General features: G+C 60.7%; 13 protein-coding genes and 1 pseudogene. 6 read left to right on the top strand and 8 right to left on the bottom strand.

Translation table 11 applies throughout. The features are described from left to right. Nucleotides 1–409: 409 nt before the first annotated feature. Complete coding sequence (locus tag CAG47_RS14145; protein ID WP_085725478.1) at nucleotides 410–2047, top strand: methyl-accepting chemotaxis protein; 1638 nt, start codon at nucleotides 410–412, stop codon at nucleotides 2045–2047. Nucleotides 2048–2053: 6 nt separating this feature from the next. Here the strand turns inward: CAG47_RS14145 and CAG47_RS14150 are convergent, their stop codons facing one another. Both CAG47_RS14150 and hutC read right to left on the bottom strand, forming a co-directional pair. Further along, nucleotides 2054–2626, bottom strand: coding sequence for a HutD family protein (locus CAG47_RS14150; protein ID WP_085725479.1), 573 nt, complete (start codon nucleotides 2624–2626; stop codon nucleotides 2054–2056). A 10-nt stretch (nucleotides 2627–2636) separates the two neighbouring features. Next, the gene (hutC, locus tag CAG47_RS14155; RefSeq protein ID WP_177408989.1) at nucleotides 2637–3347 is read right to left on the bottom strand and encodes a histidine utilization repressor; all 711 of its coding nucleotides are present in this window, start codon (nucleotides 3345–3347) and stop codon (nucleotides 2637–2639) included. 146 nt (nucleotides 3348–3493) lie between these two features. On the opposite strand from hutC, the gene CAG47_RS14160 reads away from it, so the two are divergent. Next, nucleotides 3494–4858 (top strand): formimidoylglutamate deiminase, encoded by a 1365-nt coding sequence (locus CAG47_RS14160; RefSeq protein WP_085725481.1) that lies wholly within the window; start codon nucleotides 3494–3496, stop codon nucleotides 4856–4858. A gap of 118 nt (nucleotides 4859–4976) precedes the next feature. On the opposite strand, the gene CAG47_RS14165 is transcribed toward CAG47_RS14160, so the two are convergent. Together CAG47_RS14165 and CAG47_RS14170 are read right to left on the bottom strand one after the other, a co-directional pair. Then, the gene (locus tag CAG47_RS14165) at nucleotides 4977–5546 is read right to left on the bottom strand and encodes a lipocalin family protein (RefSeq protein WP_085725482.1); all 570 of its coding nucleotides are present in this window, start codon (nucleotides 5544–5546) and stop codon (nucleotides 4977–4979) included. 30 nt (nucleotides 5547–5576) lie between these two features. Beyond that, complete coding sequence (locus CAG47_RS14170) at nucleotides 5577–5831, bottom strand: hypothetical protein (protein WP_008018937.1); 255 nt, start codon at nucleotides 5829–5831, stop codon at nucleotides 5577–5579. 293 nt (nucleotides 5832–6124) lie between these two features. Between CAG47_RS14170 and CAG47_RS29360 the strand changes: the two are divergent. The 4 genes and pseudogenes from CAG47_RS29360 to CAG47_RS14185 form a co-directional block, all read left to right on the top strand. Beyond that, nucleotides 6125–7147, top strand: a pseudogene (locus tag CAG47_RS29360) (cache domain-containing protein); the annotation flags it as partial. 93 nt (nucleotides 7148–7240) lie between these two features. Beyond that, on the top strand, nucleotides 7241–8005 hold the full coding sequence (locus tag CAG47_RS29365) for a methyl-accepting chemotaxis protein (RefSeq protein ID WP_371917211.1): 765 nt from the start codon (nucleotides 7241–7243) through the stop codon (nucleotides 8003–8005). Nucleotides 8006–8205: 200 nt separating this feature from the next. Then, on the top strand, nucleotides 8206–8478 hold the full coding sequence (locus tag CAG47_RS14180) for a type II toxin-antitoxin system Phd/YefM family antitoxin (protein ID WP_085725484.1): 273 nt from the start codon (nucleotides 8206–8208) through the stop codon (nucleotides 8476–8478). Next, nucleotides 8475–8807, top strand: coding sequence for a type II toxin-antitoxin system RelE/ParE family toxin (locus tag CAG47_RS14185; protein WP_085725485.1), 333 nt, complete (start codon nucleotides 8475–8477; stop codon nucleotides 8805–8807). Before CAG47_RS14180 ends, CAG47_RS14185 begins: the two co-directional genes overlap by 4 nt. Before the next feature lie 13 nt (nucleotides 8808–8820). Here the strand turns inward: CAG47_RS14185 and CAG47_RS14190 are convergent, their stop codons facing one another. From CAG47_RS14190 to CAG47_RS14205, 4 genes are all read right to left on the bottom strand, one after another. Continuing rightward, nucleotides 8821–9423 (bottom strand): DUF924 family protein, encoded by a 603-nt coding sequence (locus CAG47_RS14190; protein WP_085725486.1) that lies wholly within the window; start codon nucleotides 9421–9423, stop codon nucleotides 8821–8823. Nucleotides 9424–9426: 3 nt separating this feature from the next. Then, complete coding sequence (locus tag CAG47_RS14195; protein ID WP_085725487.1) at nucleotides 9427–10437, bottom strand: class 1 fructose-bisphosphatase; 1011 nt, start codon at nucleotides 10435–10437, stop codon at nucleotides 9427–9429. 285 nt (nucleotides 10438–10722) lie between these two features. Further along, on the bottom strand, nucleotides 10723–12096 hold the full coding sequence (locus tag CAG47_RS14200) for a DUF3999 domain-containing protein (protein ID WP_085725488.1): 1374 nt from the start codon (nucleotides 12094–12096) through the stop codon (nucleotides 10723–10725). Then, nucleotides 12093–15296, bottom strand: coding sequence for a DUF2339 domain-containing protein (locus tag CAG47_RS14205; RefSeq protein ID WP_085725489.1), 3204 nt, complete (start codon nucleotides 15294–15296; stop codon nucleotides 12093–12095). The genes CAG47_RS14200 and CAG47_RS14205 overlap by 4 nt, the downstream gene beginning before the upstream one ends. Between the last annotated feature and the right edge of the window lie 139 nt (nucleotides 15297–15435).

Here is a 15435-nt window from a genome sequence, read left to right on the forward strand (position 1 = left end):
GTGGGCGAGCAAGCCAATGGGCATCAGTGCACATCGGCGAATCAGTGGACGATGGTTGAGTCCTCGTGACTCATACACATACGTCTTTACTTGTACATACAAGCATATGCAATCAAGCGGCCAACTTGTTGGATGAGCATTCAAGAAAAATCCAGAAACGGCTGGAGAGCGCCTGGAACAAGGGTTCTGGCGATGATGAAATTTTTCCGGGGGATTTTTTGTGGCGATGGGAGTTTGTTACCTGAGCGCGACTTTGCGCCACACTGGGGCGTTCGGTAACACCTGATACCCAATTGAGCGCATTCCAGAAACACCCTACAACCTCATCAGAAACATCCGACTCCACCTCCACTGATCCTCGCCGACTCCATGGCCAAGCCCACTGAAGTCACTCCTGCGAGGACGCGCAATGAAACAATGGAAAGTCAGAACCCACCTCTTGCTGCTGGCTGGCATTCTGCTGGGTAGCCTGACCGGCATCGGCGCACTGGGCCTTTACGGCATGCGCGCCACGGTCCAGGGACTGGAAACGGTTTACCTCGACCGGGTCATCCCGCAACAGGACCTGAAGAAAATTTCCGAGCTGTATTCCGTGCGAATCGTCGACGCCATCCACAAGGCCCGCGATGGCATCCACAGCGGCGTCGACGCGGCGCAACAAATACGACAAGCGACGCTTGAAATCGCGCCGCTCTGGCGCACCGTCCTGTCGACCCGATTGACCGAGGAAGAGGTACGACTGATCGGCGAAATCACACCGTTGATGCAGGCTGCCGAAGTGCCGCTCCAGCGTCTGCAGGCGGCCTTGAACCGCAACCGCACCGCCAGTCAGAGCCTGGAGGATTTCGCCTCGCATCAGCTGTATCCGCTGATCGACCCGTTGACCTCACTGCTTTCGCAAATGACCGATGCTCAACTCAAAGAAGCTCGCCAACAGTTCGAACTCAGCCAGGCACGCTACGAGGTCGATATAAGGCTGATGGCCGGGGTGCTGGGCTTCGCGCTGTTGTTTGGCAGCCTTTATGCCCTGCTGTTCAGCGCCAGACTGGCACGAACCCTGGGCGCCGAGCCTCACGAGCTGGCCAGTATCAGCACAAGGATTGCCCAGGGCAGGCTCGGTGATCCCGTGATCGATAACGCGACATCAACGGGTGTCATGCAATCGGTCGAGGCCATGCGGCGCAGCCTCGCGAGCATGATCGGCAAGGTGCGCGAGGCCTCGCAGCATATCGAGTCTTCGACCCTGAACCTGAGCATCTCGTCTGAACAGGGCCTGAAGCAGGCCGCCGAGCAAAATGGCGCAGCCTCTTCCATTGCCGCCGCTGCGGAACAGATGTCAGCCAACATTACGCACATCGCCGAGAACGCCGCGCAGGCCCACGACACCACACAAAAGGCCGAACAGATCACCGCTTGCGGCATTGCCACCATGGACCGCTCTATCATCGAAATGCAGCAGATCGCCCAACTGGTGACCCAGACGTCGGATGAAATCGACCAATTGACCCTGCACTCCAACGCCATCGGGAAAATTGTCGGCATGATCCACAGCATTGCCGAACAGACCAATCTGCTCGCACTCAATGCCACCATCGAGGCGGCGCGGGCCGGCGAGCAAGGGCGCGGGTTTGCCGTGGTGGCTGACGAAGTGCGAGAGCTGGCAACCCGCACGACCCGCTCTACCGACGAGATTGTGGGGCTGGTGAGCACCATTCAAGGCGGCATGAGAAAGGCCAACAGCAGCATGAGCGCTGGCCGCGAACGCGTCCTTCAGGGCCAACAACTGATTGACTGCGCCGGCGCGTCGATGAATGACGTCAAGGCCGCGCTCAACGCGTCGCTCAATGCAGTCAGCCAGATATCCAATGCCTTGCAGGAACAGCGTGTGGCCAGCGAAGACGTGGCGCGCACTGTGGAAAACGTGGCGCAGCGGGTCGAGGAAAATGTCACGGCGCAGCAGGAGGCGGTGAAAACCATCCAGGCACTGAAACAGATGTCGAGTGAGCTGGAGGCGACCGTTCGAGGCTTTACCCTCGAACGGGAATGACCGGGATCAGTCGCACTGCGTCAGTTCGATTACGCAGCACAGCCCGTTGATGGCGACGTCCAGCAGTCCGGCATCAGACTCCAATTGCAGGCAATCATGGCGGCCCAATTGCCGGGCGTTGTTATCGATAGACACCTCGACCTGCTCGCTCATGCTGAATACCAGCACCGTGCCCGCCGAGCTGAAGAACCGCTGCTCGCCCGACAACCACTGCAACCGCGCGCTATAGCGCTGCGGCGCATAGATCAGGTTGAAATCGCGAATCGGACCACCCAGCAGTGTGCAGTTAACCTTGCTTTCACCGCTGAAGGCAAAGGGGTCCAGCGGTAGCAGTGGCCGTGTGTCCTGACCATCCACCGTCAGGGTCATGCCTTCGCCTTGCAGTACGGTAATCACTCGCTCGTAGCCGGCGAAGGTGGAAAACCCGCCCGACTCACCGATGTCGGCAATCGACAGGCGCCAGCCAAAGCCATCCAGGCCAGTGCCGGCATCGCGGGTAATTTCTTCGGTGCTGCCGCCGCCGTTTTTCCATGGCATGCGCGGGTAATCCTTGGCGCGTAAAACCTTCAACTGACTCATTTATGGCTCTCTATTTATGGAACCGTCCTTCCAGACGATGACGGGAACCGGGGTGGATCAAACGGGCAGCGGTCACCGGTTGACGACCGGACCAGGTGCGGCGACGGATCAGCAGGCACGGCTCGCCCTTTTCAATCTGCAGCAATTTGCATTCGGACGACTCGGCCAGGATCGCCTCGACCACGTGCTCGCCTTCGGTCAGCGGCGCGACCTGGTTCAGATAGGCATATGGCGTTTGCAGGGTGAAGTCCTGCTTGAGGTAGTCCGGCGCCACCAGCGCATTGACGAAACGGTCTTCGATTTGCACTGGAATATCGTTTTCGAAATGCACGATCAGCGAGTGAAACACCTTCTGCCCTTCGCGCATGTCCAGGGCCAGGGCGCGCTCGGAGCCGGCGGCCTCTTCTTCAAGGATGATGACCTTGCAGGTGTGGCGATGGCCGCGAGAGGCGATTTCGTCGGCAATGTTGTGCACTTCAAACAGCGCGGACTGGCCTTTGGGCTCGGCGACGAACGTACCGACGCCTTGCATGCGTACCAACAGACCCTCGGCAGTCATCTCGCGCAGCGCGCGGTTGATGGTCATGCGGCTGAAGCCGAGCTGGCTGACCAGCTCGCTTTCCGACGGAACGCGGTAGTGCGGCGGCCAGTTTCCACTGTCGATTTGCTGGGTGATCATTTGTTTGACGCGGGCGTACAAGGGCGCCGGACTGTCGCCCATGTTCGCGGCCAACGGAGAGACTGGAGGCGGAGTCGGCACGGTTAATCCCTGTTCATTTGGTGAGGGTTGGTAGCTTGCCGGAGTTTACCCGGCAGGCAAACGTCTGTATATGTATATACAAATAACACACGATGGGGTTTTGAACCATGTCCGCCTTCTTTGCCGAACGCGCGCTGCTGCCTAGTGGATGGGCCAACAATGTACGTCTTGAGGTCAGCGCCGACGGCGTATTGACCCATATCCAGGCCGATTCCCATGCAGATGGCGCCGAGCGGTTAAGCGGTCCGCTGCTGCCTGGCATGCCGAACCTGCACTCACACGCCTTCCAGCGGGCCATGGCCGGGCTGGCGGAAGTGGCGGGCAATCCGAACGACAGTTTCTGGACCTGGCGCGACCTGATGTATCGCCTCGTCGGAAAAATCAGCCCGGAGCAACTCGGCGTCATCGCTCGTCAGCTGTACATCGAAATGCTCAAGGCCGGTTACACCTCGGTCGCGGAATTTCACTATGTGCATCACGATGTCAGTGGTCAGCCTTACGCGGATCCGGCCGAACTGGCCTTGCGTATCAGCCAGGCTGCCAGCTCTGCCGGCATCGGTCTGACCCTGCTGCCGGTGCTCTACAGCCACTCTGGCTTCGGTGGCCAAACGCCGAACGAAGGCCAGCGTCGCTTTATCAACAGCACCGAAAACTACCTGAAGCTGCAATCGCGCTTGCAGCCGATCCTCGCGCAACAGAAGGCGCAGTCCCTCGGCTTGTGCTTCCACTCGTTGCGCGCGGTCACGCCGCAGCAGATCAACGAAGTGCTGGCGGCCAGTGACAAGCAATGCCCGGTTCATATCCATATCGCCGAACAGCAGAAGGAAGTCGACGACTGCCTGACCTGGAGCGGTCGTCGTCCGCTGCAATGGCTGTACGAAAACATCGATGTCGACCAGCGCTGGTGCCTGGTCCACGCGACCCACGCCAACCCGGAAGAAGTCACGTCGATGGCCAAGAGTCGCGCCATCGCCGGCCTGTGCCTGACCACCGAAGCCAACCTGGGCGACGGGATTTTCCCGGCTGTGGACTTCCTGGCCCAGGGCGGGCGCATGGGTATCGGTTCCGACAGCCATGTGTCGCTAAGCGTGGTGGAAGAATTGCGTTGGCTGGAATACGGCCAGCGTCTGCGCGACCAGCGGCGTAATCGCTTGTATGGCGCGGACCAACCGATGGTCGGCCGTACGCTGTTCGATGCCGCACTGGATGGCGGTGCCCAGGCGCTGGGCCAGTCGATTGGTGCGCTGCAAGTCGGCAAGCGCGCCGACTGGCTGGTGCTCGACGGCAACGATCCGTATCTGGCAACGGCCAGCGGCGACGCCATTCTCAACCGCTGGCTGTTTGCCGGTGGCGATCGTCAGGTGCGGGATGTGCTGGTGAACGGCCAGTGGGTGGTGCGCGATGGCCGCCATGCCGGTGAAGAAGAAAGCAATCGCGCCTTTACCCAGGTCCTGCGCGATCTTTTAGGCTGACACCAAAAACCTGTGGGAGCGAGCCTCCTCGCGAAAGCGGTGTATCAGTCAACAACTCTGTCAACTGACACGCCCTCTTCGCGAGCAGGCTCGCTCCCACATTGGTTTTGTGTATTTGTTAGTTGGACGTCTTGGCCATCTGCTGTTCCGACGCCCGCCAGATCAGTCGCGTGGTGTCGTAACCCTGCTGACGCGCCTTGCTCAACAGCTCCTCACGCACCACGCCATTGACGGTCGGTGTGCGCGACAGCAGCCACAGGTATTTGCGGCTCGGATCGCCGACAATGGCGGTCTTGTAGTCATCGCTGACATACAGCACCCAGTATTCTCCCTTCGACGTACCCGGGATCAGCCTGGAGAACCAGGTATCGAACTCGACCCACAGCTTGTCGCCCTTGCCGGGCACCTGTGGATAAGCCGTGCCCTTGACCTCTTCCCATTGCCACTGCGGCGTCAGGCAGCGGTTCAATACCGCGACGTTACCGTCGGGCTTGAGCGTGTAATGAGCTTCGGATTGCGCGCAGTCGCGCTGAAAGTACATCGGCATGCGAGCCAGCTCGTACCAGGTGCCCTGGTAACGTTTGAGGCTGACGCTTTTGACAGTCTTCGGTGCCAAGGGGTCCTGGCCAGACGTGGCACAACCGGCCAACACCAGGCCGGCGAAAAGGATGATCAACAACCGCTTCATTATTTTTCTCCCGAGGGCAATCGCCCCGGTTTACTTCAGGCCTTGGCCGGAAAACATCAGCACTTTGTCACCGGCGAACTGCACGCTGATAAAGCTGTTCTTGTCGCCCCAGGTGCAACTGGACATGCCCAGCGCGCCTGAACAATCGGCGGGTTTGCCCAACAGGGTCTCCACATCGGCCTTGGCCATGCCAGAAGAGAGCTTCGAGTAGTTTTCCTGATTGACCTTGCTGCAGGCAGCCAGCAACACGCAAAACGAAAGCAGGGCGATGGAACGCAACGACATGGTGAAACTCCGGGGGGCGTAGGGGATTGGCATGGCTGCCAAGCAGAACCTTAGAAGTGAAAACCCCTGTCAGGTTCCCTGCCCGACAGGCTATTTATCGGGCCACTCGTCTACCTTTTGCCGAAAAACCGTCGCTTTCATTGTTTACCGGGTATTTCGTCGACTTTCAGCAAATCCGCCTAATCTTTGGCGCCGTTCAGTCGACATACATGCAACGCAATGCCACATCGGTGGCATTTGCTCCCCCTTTTTGTTGACCAGACCCTCTGCGTAGCTCATCCATGACCAGAAACATGAAGTTCAGCCACAAGATCTTGCTGGCTGCCGCCCTCGTGGTGGCCGTCGCATTCGCTTGTTTCATCCTGTTCAACGACTATCGCCAGCGCGAAACCTTGCGCAGCAGTACCGAAGCCTCGATGCAGGAACTCGGCAGCCTGACCACCAGCAACATCCAGACCTGGCTGGAAAGCCGCATGCAATTGCTGCAATCGATGGCCCAACAAGTCACCGCCGATGGCAATGCTCCCGCCAGCCTGAAACGGATCATCGACCTGCCCGCCTACACCGGCAATTTCCAGCTGAGCTACTTCGGGGGCGCCGACGGCGTGATGTTCTCCGTCCCGGCGGGCAACCGAGCCGCGGACTACGACCCACGCGCCCGCGGCTGGTACAAGGCGGCCAACAGCGCACAACAGACCATCGTCACCGAACCGTACATTGCCGCGTCGTCCGGCAAACTGGTGATCACCGTGGCCACCCCGGTGCAGCGTCAGGGCCAGATGATTGGCGTGGCCGGTGCGGATATCGACCTGTCCAGCGTCAGCGCGATCATCAATTCGCTGAACTTCGGTGGCCACGGCCATGCGTTCATCGTCAGTGCCGACGGCAAGATCCTGATTCACCCGGACAACAAGCTGGTGCTCAAGAGCCTGGCCGAGGCCTATCCGGGCGACACACTGAAGGTCAGCACAGGCATGAAAGAGGTCGAGATCGACGGCAAGCGCCAGTTCATCTCCTTCACCCACGTCAACGGCGTGCCATCGGCGGACTGGTACGTGGCGCTGGTGCTCGACCAGGAAACGGCGTTCTCGATGCTCAGCGAGTTCCGCACCTCGGCGATCATCGCCATGGTGATTGCCGTGGTGATCATCATCGCCCTGCTGGGCATGCTGATCAGCCTGCTGATGCAGCCGCTGCTGACCATGGGCCGCGCCATGCACGACATCGCCGAAGGCGAAGGGGACCTGACCAAACGCCTGACCATCCACGGCCACGACGAGTTCGGCGCGCTGGGGTTGTCGTTCAACCGCTTCGTCGAGCGTATTCACACTTCGATCATCGAAGTGTCCTCGGCCACCGGCCAGGTCAACGAAGTGGCGCTGCGTGTGGTGGCCGCATCGAACTCGTCGATGTTCAACTCCGATCAGCAGGCCTCGCGCACCAGCAGCGTGGCCGCAGCGATCAACCAGCTCGGCGCCGCCGCCCAGGAAATCGCCCAGAACGCAGCCCTCGCCTCGCAGCACTCCAGCGATGCCCGCAGCCTGGCCGAAGACGGCCAACAGGTGGTGGATAAAACCATCGCGGCCATGCAGCAGCTCTCGGCGAAGATCAGCGACTCGTGCGGCAACATCGAGACGCTCAACAGCAACACGGTCAACATCGGGCAGATTCTGGAAGTGATCACCAGCATCTCCCAGCAGACCAACTTGCTGGCACTGAACGCGGCCATCGAAGCGGCACGTGCCGGCGAGGCCGGACGTGGCTTTGCAGTGGTCGCCGACGAAGTGCGCAACCTCGCTCACCGCACCCAGGACTCAGCGCAGCAAGTCCAGACGATGATCGAAGAGCTGCAAGTCGGCGCCCGGGCAGCGGTGGGCATCATGACCGACAGCCAGCGCCAGAGTGAAAGCAGCGTCGGTATCGCCAACCAGGCGGGCGAACGCCTGGGCAGCGTGACCCAGCGCATCGGCGAAATCGACGGCATGAACCAGTCGGTCGCCACTGCCACTGAAGAACAGACCGCCGTGGTGGAGTCGATCAACGTCGACATCACCGAGATCAACACGTTGAACCAGGAAGGGGTGGAGAACCTGCAGGCGACCTTGCGTGCCTGTGCCGATCTTGAGCGGCAGGCAGCGCGGTTGAAGCAGTTGGTGGGTAGCTTCAGGATCTAAGGCGCCCTCACCGGCCTCTTCGCGAACAGGCTCGCTCCCACATTGGATCTCCGGCGCGACAAAGATCCCTGTAGGAGCGAGCCTGCTCGCGATGGCGGCATCAGCAACAACACTTTTTTCTAAAAACATTGGTCGGCTCAATCTGACGCAAGACTGAATTAGGACTAAACTCAGTCCTACTCAATATGGTGAGCCCTCCCATGAAGCTTTCTTCTCAAATCAAGCCGATCAGCTATCTGAAAAGTCATACTGCCGAGATCGTCAAAACACTCTCAGAAAGCCGTGAACCTCTGGTGATCACCCAAAACGGTGAAGCAAAGCTGGTGGTCATGGATGTGAAAAGCTTTGAAGAGCAAGAAGACACGATGGCGCTTCTAAAGCTCCTGGCGATGGGTAATCGTGAGATTGAAGAAGGCAAGTTCCGCGATGCCGAGGATGTTTTCGCTGACCTGGACAAGGCTGACAATCAATGAGTCTAAAGGTCGTCATTCTTCAGTCAGCCGAAACAGACCTTAAAGAGCTTCGCAACTACCTCATCAAACAATTCTCAAACCAAACGTGGCAAAGCACCTATGCCAACCTGAAAGTCGCCATTCGCAATCTGGGCATTCAGCCCCTTGCAGGGTCGATCCCGGAAGAGATCGATAAGCTCAATCTAAGCCAATACCGACAAATCCTTTCGGGAATGAACCGAGTCATTTATGAGATTCGTGGACAAACCGTCTTCGTCCACATCATTGCCGATACGCGAAAAAGCCTGCCTGCACTACTGATGAAGCGGCTTCTTCAAGATAAGCAGTGAGTTCAGTAAGCCATTAGAAGCGCGACCCGGGTTTACTCAGAAATTCCTGCTCTTCAGAAGTAGACTCCCTTCCCAACACCTCATTGCGATGGGGAAACCGCCCAAACTGCTTAATCACTTTCTGGTGCCGTTCGGCATAGTCCAGGTAATCGCTGAACAATGCCCGATCAGTCTCCGGCTGCTGCGCCATCAGTTCGATGTGGCGCGAGACGCCTTCGTTTTGCACGGCAAGATCTTCGCTGTGCTCGAACACCAGGAGGATGAACACCCGCTGGATCGGCTGCAACTGCCGGTCGTAATCCGCGGCAATGCCTTGGGCTACCAGCTGCTGCGCCCGGAGATCGCCTGCAAAGGCTTTGGGAGTATCGCGAAAGATCATTCGCGGGAGTTGATCGAGCAGCAGCACCAAAGCCAGCCAACCTTCGGGGCGTTGCGCCCACTCGGTCAATCCGCCGGCCAGTGCCTGCTCGACCCAGTCCCCGAAACGCTCACGCGCTTCGAGGTCCTGGCTGTCGCGCTTGCCGAACCACAACTTGCCCTTCAGCGCCGCCACTTCCTTCGCTGATCCGGACGTTCCGAACCACCATTCGAGCAACGGCTGCCAGGGCTCATTCATGGTTTACTCCTTGTGGTAAGCCGTGGCGCGGGCCACTTCTTCCTTCGAACCGAGGAACACCGCACAACGCTGGTGCAGGCCTTCAGGCTTGATGTCGAGGATGCGCTGGTGGCCGTCGGTGGAGGCACCGCCCGCCTGTTCCACGAGGAACGACATCGGGTTGGCTTCGTACATCAGACGCAGCTTGCCCGGCTTGGATGGCTCACGGGCGTCGCGTGGGTACATGAACAGGCCACCACGGTTCAGGATGCGGTGCACGTCCGCCACCATCGCGGCAACCCAGCGCATGTTGTAGTTCTTCTTCAGCGGGCCTTCCTCGCCTGCCAGTAGTTCGCTGACATAGCGCTGTACCGGAGCTTCCCAGTGACGCTGGTTGGACATGTTGATCGCGAATTCCTGGGTGGACTCAGGAATGGTGATGTTTTCGTGGGTCAGGACGAAGCTGCCCATTTCGCGGTCGAGGGTGAAGCCTTTCACGCCGTCGCCCAGGGTCAGCACCAGCATGGTCTGTGGACCGTAGATCGCGTAACCGGCGGCGACCTGCTGGGTGCCCGGCTGCAGGAAGGCCTTTTCGTTCAGGGCTTCGTTCTGGCTCAGGTATTCGTTAGGGCAACGCAGTACCGAGAAGATGGTGCCGACCGGGGCGTTGATGTCGATGTTCGACGAGCCGTCCAGCGGGTCGAATACCAGCAGGTAGGCGCCTTTGGGGTATTTGCCCGGGATCTGGTAGGCATTGTCCATTTCTTCGGACGCCATGCCGGCCAGGTGACCGCCCCATTCGTTGGCTTCGAGCAGGATTTCGTTGGAGATCACGTCGAGCTTCTTCTGCACTTCGCCCTGGACGTTTTCAGTGCCCATGCTGCCCAGGACGCCGCCCAGGGCGCCTTTGGAAACGGCGTGGCTGATCTCCTTGCAGGCACGCGCCACCACTTCGATCAGGAAGCGCAGATCGGCAGGAGTGTTGTTGCTGCGGGTCTGCTCAATCAAATAGCGACTCAAGGTAACGCGGGACATGGAAGGCTCCGAGGAATGGGGGGCTAAAAACCCGCGCAGTTTAGCGCGAGTCGGGGCGCATTTCCTCCTATCAGACGCAATCGGCGGAAGAGAGTTCATGCGCGGGGATGAGCGTAGTTGGAAAAGGGCTGGGTGTGAGCCTGGGAACTGCGCTCATTTCGGCATTTTTGTTGACTGAGCGAATGCTTTCGCGAGCAGGCTCGCTCCCACAGGGATACGCGTTCCACTGTGGGAGCGGGTGCCCGCTTGCGGCCTGCTCGCGAATGGCGCGCAGCGCCAGCCTTTTCAGGATTTGGCAGAGGGTTTGCGCAGCAAACTGAACGCCATCGCCACCAGGAACACCACGCAGAGCAACAACACCGCCCACAACCCGAATTTCTTCCAGTTGGTATCGATCGGCGCAGAGACGGCAGCTGTCGACGGCTGCGTCTTCACCGCCCCGACATCCACCATGGCCCGGCCCAGCGTCGCGAGCTTCGCCGGGCTGTAGTCTGGAATCAGTGTCGACAGCGGCAAGTTCGCCGGCTTTGCCGTCGCATTCCCCACGACCAGCGTGTAAGGCCCTGGCCCGCGTGCCAGGAACACCAGTTGTGTGGCGCGCACGGCAAACTTCAGCGTCGGTGCCTGCTCCCCCAGGCCGCCGCCGCGTTCGTCCACGCTCAGTTTCAATTGCTGGACGATTTGCCCTGACAGCGGCAATTCGTTTTGCACCACGTCCTGACCGTTCTGGGACAGGCGATAGAGCAAACCGCTACTCAACGGCTGCCATGGCAGGCTGCTGTCGCGTCGACCGGCCAGGCTCACCGGCGCCAGGCTGTTGGGCTGGCTCAACTCGACCTGCACCCGCTCGACATTCAGCCCCATCGGCAACTGCCAGGTGTATTCACCCGCCTTCACGCTGCTGCCGGCCAATGGCTGGGACCAGACCAACGGCAGCGGCAGGCTGCGGGTGCTGGCGCTCTGCAGTTGCGCCGATGTCAGTGTCGGTGCCGAATGCGGGTTGATCCACAGCAACCGCAAGTAACGCGCCGACTGGCCTGGCAGGCCGACTTCATGCTGTTCGACCCGCTCCTCGGAAAAGGTCAGGCGCGCCACCTGCCCTTCGCCCCAGGACTGCCAATGCTGCAAATCATCGCTGGCTTCCAGGGTGAAGCGCTGAAAGCCGTCGCGCTCGCTGGTCCAGTCGAGAATCAACTGCTGCAACGGCGCCTTGATCGCAGAAGCATCGAGCAGCCAGCCGCGCAACTCCTCCTCTCCCGCCTCCAGTTGGCTCGAGGGTTGTACCTCGACCAGGGTGCCGTCGGTGCGCGATTGCACACGCACGCTCGGCGCGGTTTCGGTGGCGTCCATCGAGCTGTACAACGGAAACCATTTCACCTCGGTCAAGGTGCGCGTTTCACTGCTCTGCGCCGCCTCCCGGGCCAAGGCATACGCCTGGACATCGCCCACGGCATTGAACACACGCACATCGCTCAGATCGGCCTGCCGTGCATTGAGTTGCACACTCAGGGGCAGCTCAAGGCGATACCAGGGGCCTTCGCCCGTTACCGACAAGGGCACTTGGGTGGTGAAGTCCGCCGGTTTATCCTGGGCAGCCACCGATAACACCACACCCATGGCAACAGCGCCCAGCCAACCCAAATTCAGCTTCTGACTCAAGATGACACTCCTTCGGATTCGGCGATCGGTTTGCCGGTGTCCGGCATGGCTTCGACGCGCTTGGGCGGCAGCGGGGCGAAATAGCCCACCACCAACAGCAACACGCCGACGCCAATAAACGACACGATCCGCTCCAGCCCGCCGCGATTACTCAGCTCGACAAAGAACAGCTTGGCCACGACCACGCCAATCAAGGCGGCACCGATCAGCCAGACTTCGCGGCGTTGACGCAGATGGCCGCCGATCATCAGGCTCAGGGCAATCAAGGTCCAGACGATGGAAAGGCCGGCTTGTACACGCATCGACGCCAGCAACATATCCAGCTCAAACGGCACCCCGCTCCAATGGTGCGCAGTGCGCATCACCAGCGCGGTAAAGAACACGAACAGCGAAGCACCTGCGACCCCTTGCGTGGCGATGACGGTGTAATCCTCGCGGACCGCCAGTTGTGGCATGGCGCTGCGGGACCAGACATAGACGCCGAACAACGCGAACAACAGGCCCAACTCCAGCGGGTTGATCAATGGCACATAGGGCAGTGGCTCGGCGTTGCCGTCACTGGCGACATTCGCCAGCCAGAACCAGCCGAGCATCAGCAGCGCCAGCGGTGCGGCGGCGAATACACGATATTCGCGTGGATACGCCGACACTGGCCAAGGCCACGCGCGAGGTGCCGCCATCAACACCAGATACACACCTGGCAGAATCGCCCAACCCAGCCAGCGCCAGGCGTTGTATTGCTCGGACAACACCAGCAAGGCGTAACGCAGCTCCAGAGCCAGTACCCCCATCAACAGCCAGCAGCCGAGCACATGGGCGACGCTCGTCACACGTGCCGGCAACACGGGCGCCAGGCGCCGCAGGGAGATGAAATGCACGACGAACACGGCGGCCCACGCCAGCCAGCCGACGTTGGCCGCCGGGTGATAACGCGAGTGCCAGGCTGCGAGCAGCACCAGCGCTGCCGCGGGAACCAACGCCGTGCAGAGCACGCCCAGTGATGGCCATTTCAGGCGCAGCGCCAACACCGTCCACAGCGCCACACTCACGGCAGCGATGCCCAACAACAGGGTCCCCTGTATCGGCCAGGGTGCAAAATGCAGCACTTCGATGATCCAGGCCAACGCCCACCAGCCCGCGCCCCACGCCAGCAACGCCAGGGACAATCGCAACAGGCTCAGGCCTTCGAAAGCCGCGAGGGAATGCCCCACCTGCAAACGCCAGGCCCCGACCATCGCCGCCAGCCCCACCACCAGCGGCGCCCAGAATCCAGCATGGGCCAATGGGTTCAGTCCATCACTGAACAGCGGCCCCGTGATCAGGAACAATGCGCCAGCCAACAGTTGCACAACGAGTGCAGTGAACACGAACGTGCGCGATAGCAGGTGCAACCCGACCCACAACGTCAGCGCCCCGGCCAGGGCCCAACTGATCACCGTGCCGTGGCTGAAAAAGAACAGCGGTGCCAGCAAATAGAGAAACGCCAGCCCAAGGCAAGCCAGGACTGGCAGGCCTTTCAGCTCCCAAGACTTGATCTGTTCCGGCAAGGCTTTACGCAACTGGTAGAAACTGAACAGCAACGCGACGCCCAGCAACAGCGCACCTAACGGGACACCACCGAGCAGGCTGCTCTCGCTGCTGTGCAACTCGCTGAGGAACGTCAGTGCCGAACCCAGTTGCAGGAGCAAGGCAAAGGCCCGCGCCAAGGGTCTTTGCTGACGCAGACCGAGCCAGAAGATCCCCGCACCCTCCACCGCCCACGCCGCCGTCGTCCAGCGCGCATCGAGCCCCAGCGGAATCGCCAGGCTGGCGAAGATCACCCCCAACGCCAGGCAGGTTTCCCCCAGCAGCAAGGTGCGCCCGACCATCAGCCAACGGGCGAGCCCCATGTAAATCATGCCCAGCGCCAAGGCACTGAACGCCGCAGCGAACTCCAAATGCTGCACCAGCGTGAACTGCAAGCCGAAACCCACCAACGGCGGGCCGAACAGCAACGTGCCGTCGACGTAGTCGCCCTTGCCCGCCGACCACTGCAGCAGAGCCTGGCGACTGCTCTGCTCCGGTGCATCGCCCATCTGCATCAACTTGCGCCGGGCGTACAGCAGGCCAATGACCAGGTACATCAGGAAAAACACAAGCAAAAACGGCTCGGTGCTCCATAGCAACTCCGGCGAGTAGGAGCGCAGTCCCCAGGCGAAACCGATGCCGAAGGTGCCGGTGAAGCCGATGACATTCAACAGCCGCCAGGCCTTGAACCAGGCGATGGCCAGGATGCCGGTGTTGAGCAAGATGAAATAGCTGAACAGCGCGACGTGGCTGCCGGCGCCGGTGGAGGCCAGGATGGGCGCGGCGAATCCGCCCAACGCGGCAGCGGCGGCCAGCCCCAGGGAGTCCTGGGTAATGGCGAGAATCGCCGAACAGACCGTCACCGCCACCAGCAGGCCAAACGCCGCCGAGGGATCGAGCAGCGGATGCAGGCGCATCGCGGCAAACACCGTCAGGTACAACACGGCGATCCCGGTGCCCTGCAGGATCAACGCGTAACTACCGTTGCGCGCTCGCAGCCACCAACCCAATCCGAGCAACCCCAAGGCTGCCGCCGCAACACTTGCGTAGCGCAACTCAAGGGGCACCACCACGCCTTCAGTGGCGTAGCGCAGCAAAAAGGCCAGGCCGAGGAACAGCAGCACCACGCCGACCCGCAACACGGTATTGCCGCCGAACAGCCAGGCTCGGGCACGACTGATAGCGCGGTCGAAGACGCTTGGGCCACGTGGCGTGACAGGCTGTTGTGCTTCCCGGGCGCTCGGCTCGGCTTTCCAGGCGTCGGCGGTCGGACGAATGATTTCGCTGGCCGCCGAGGGGAGTGGCTCGAGCTCGGGCGGCAGCTCCCAGATCAATTCCGGAGCTGTGGCAGGTGCTTCTTCGAGGATGGTTTCGGGTGAGACAAGCGGCTCGCGGGTTTCCGGCGCCTTGACGCCCGCTGCTTCGAGCAGCGCCAGTCGTTGCTCGACTGCATGCAACGCAACCTGCGCCTGTTCCAGCAAGCGTTGCTGTTCGATGGCCTGCGAGTCCATGCGAGCCAGGCGAAGGGCCTGGCCCAGACCCAATCCGAGTAACGCGCCCAGCAGCGCATCGCTGAATGACTCGTCGAGTATCCAGCCGAGCACCAGCCCGATCAGCATGAAAATCCATTGCATGGTTGATATCCCTAGGTGGCCCCATCATGGGGCAAGTCCAAGCGGTACAGTGTCTGATCAGTCTAGTGTGAAAACGCCACAACCCCTGTGGGAGCCAGCTTGCTCCCACAGGGGTTGTGGAGTGTTCAGAATCCGCTTG

The organism is Pseudomonas sp. R37(2017) (genome assembly GCF_002113375.1).
In the GTDB taxonomy this organism is placed as follows: Bacteria; Pseudomonadota; Gammaproteobacteria; order Pseudomonadales; family Pseudomonadaceae; genus Aquipseudomonas.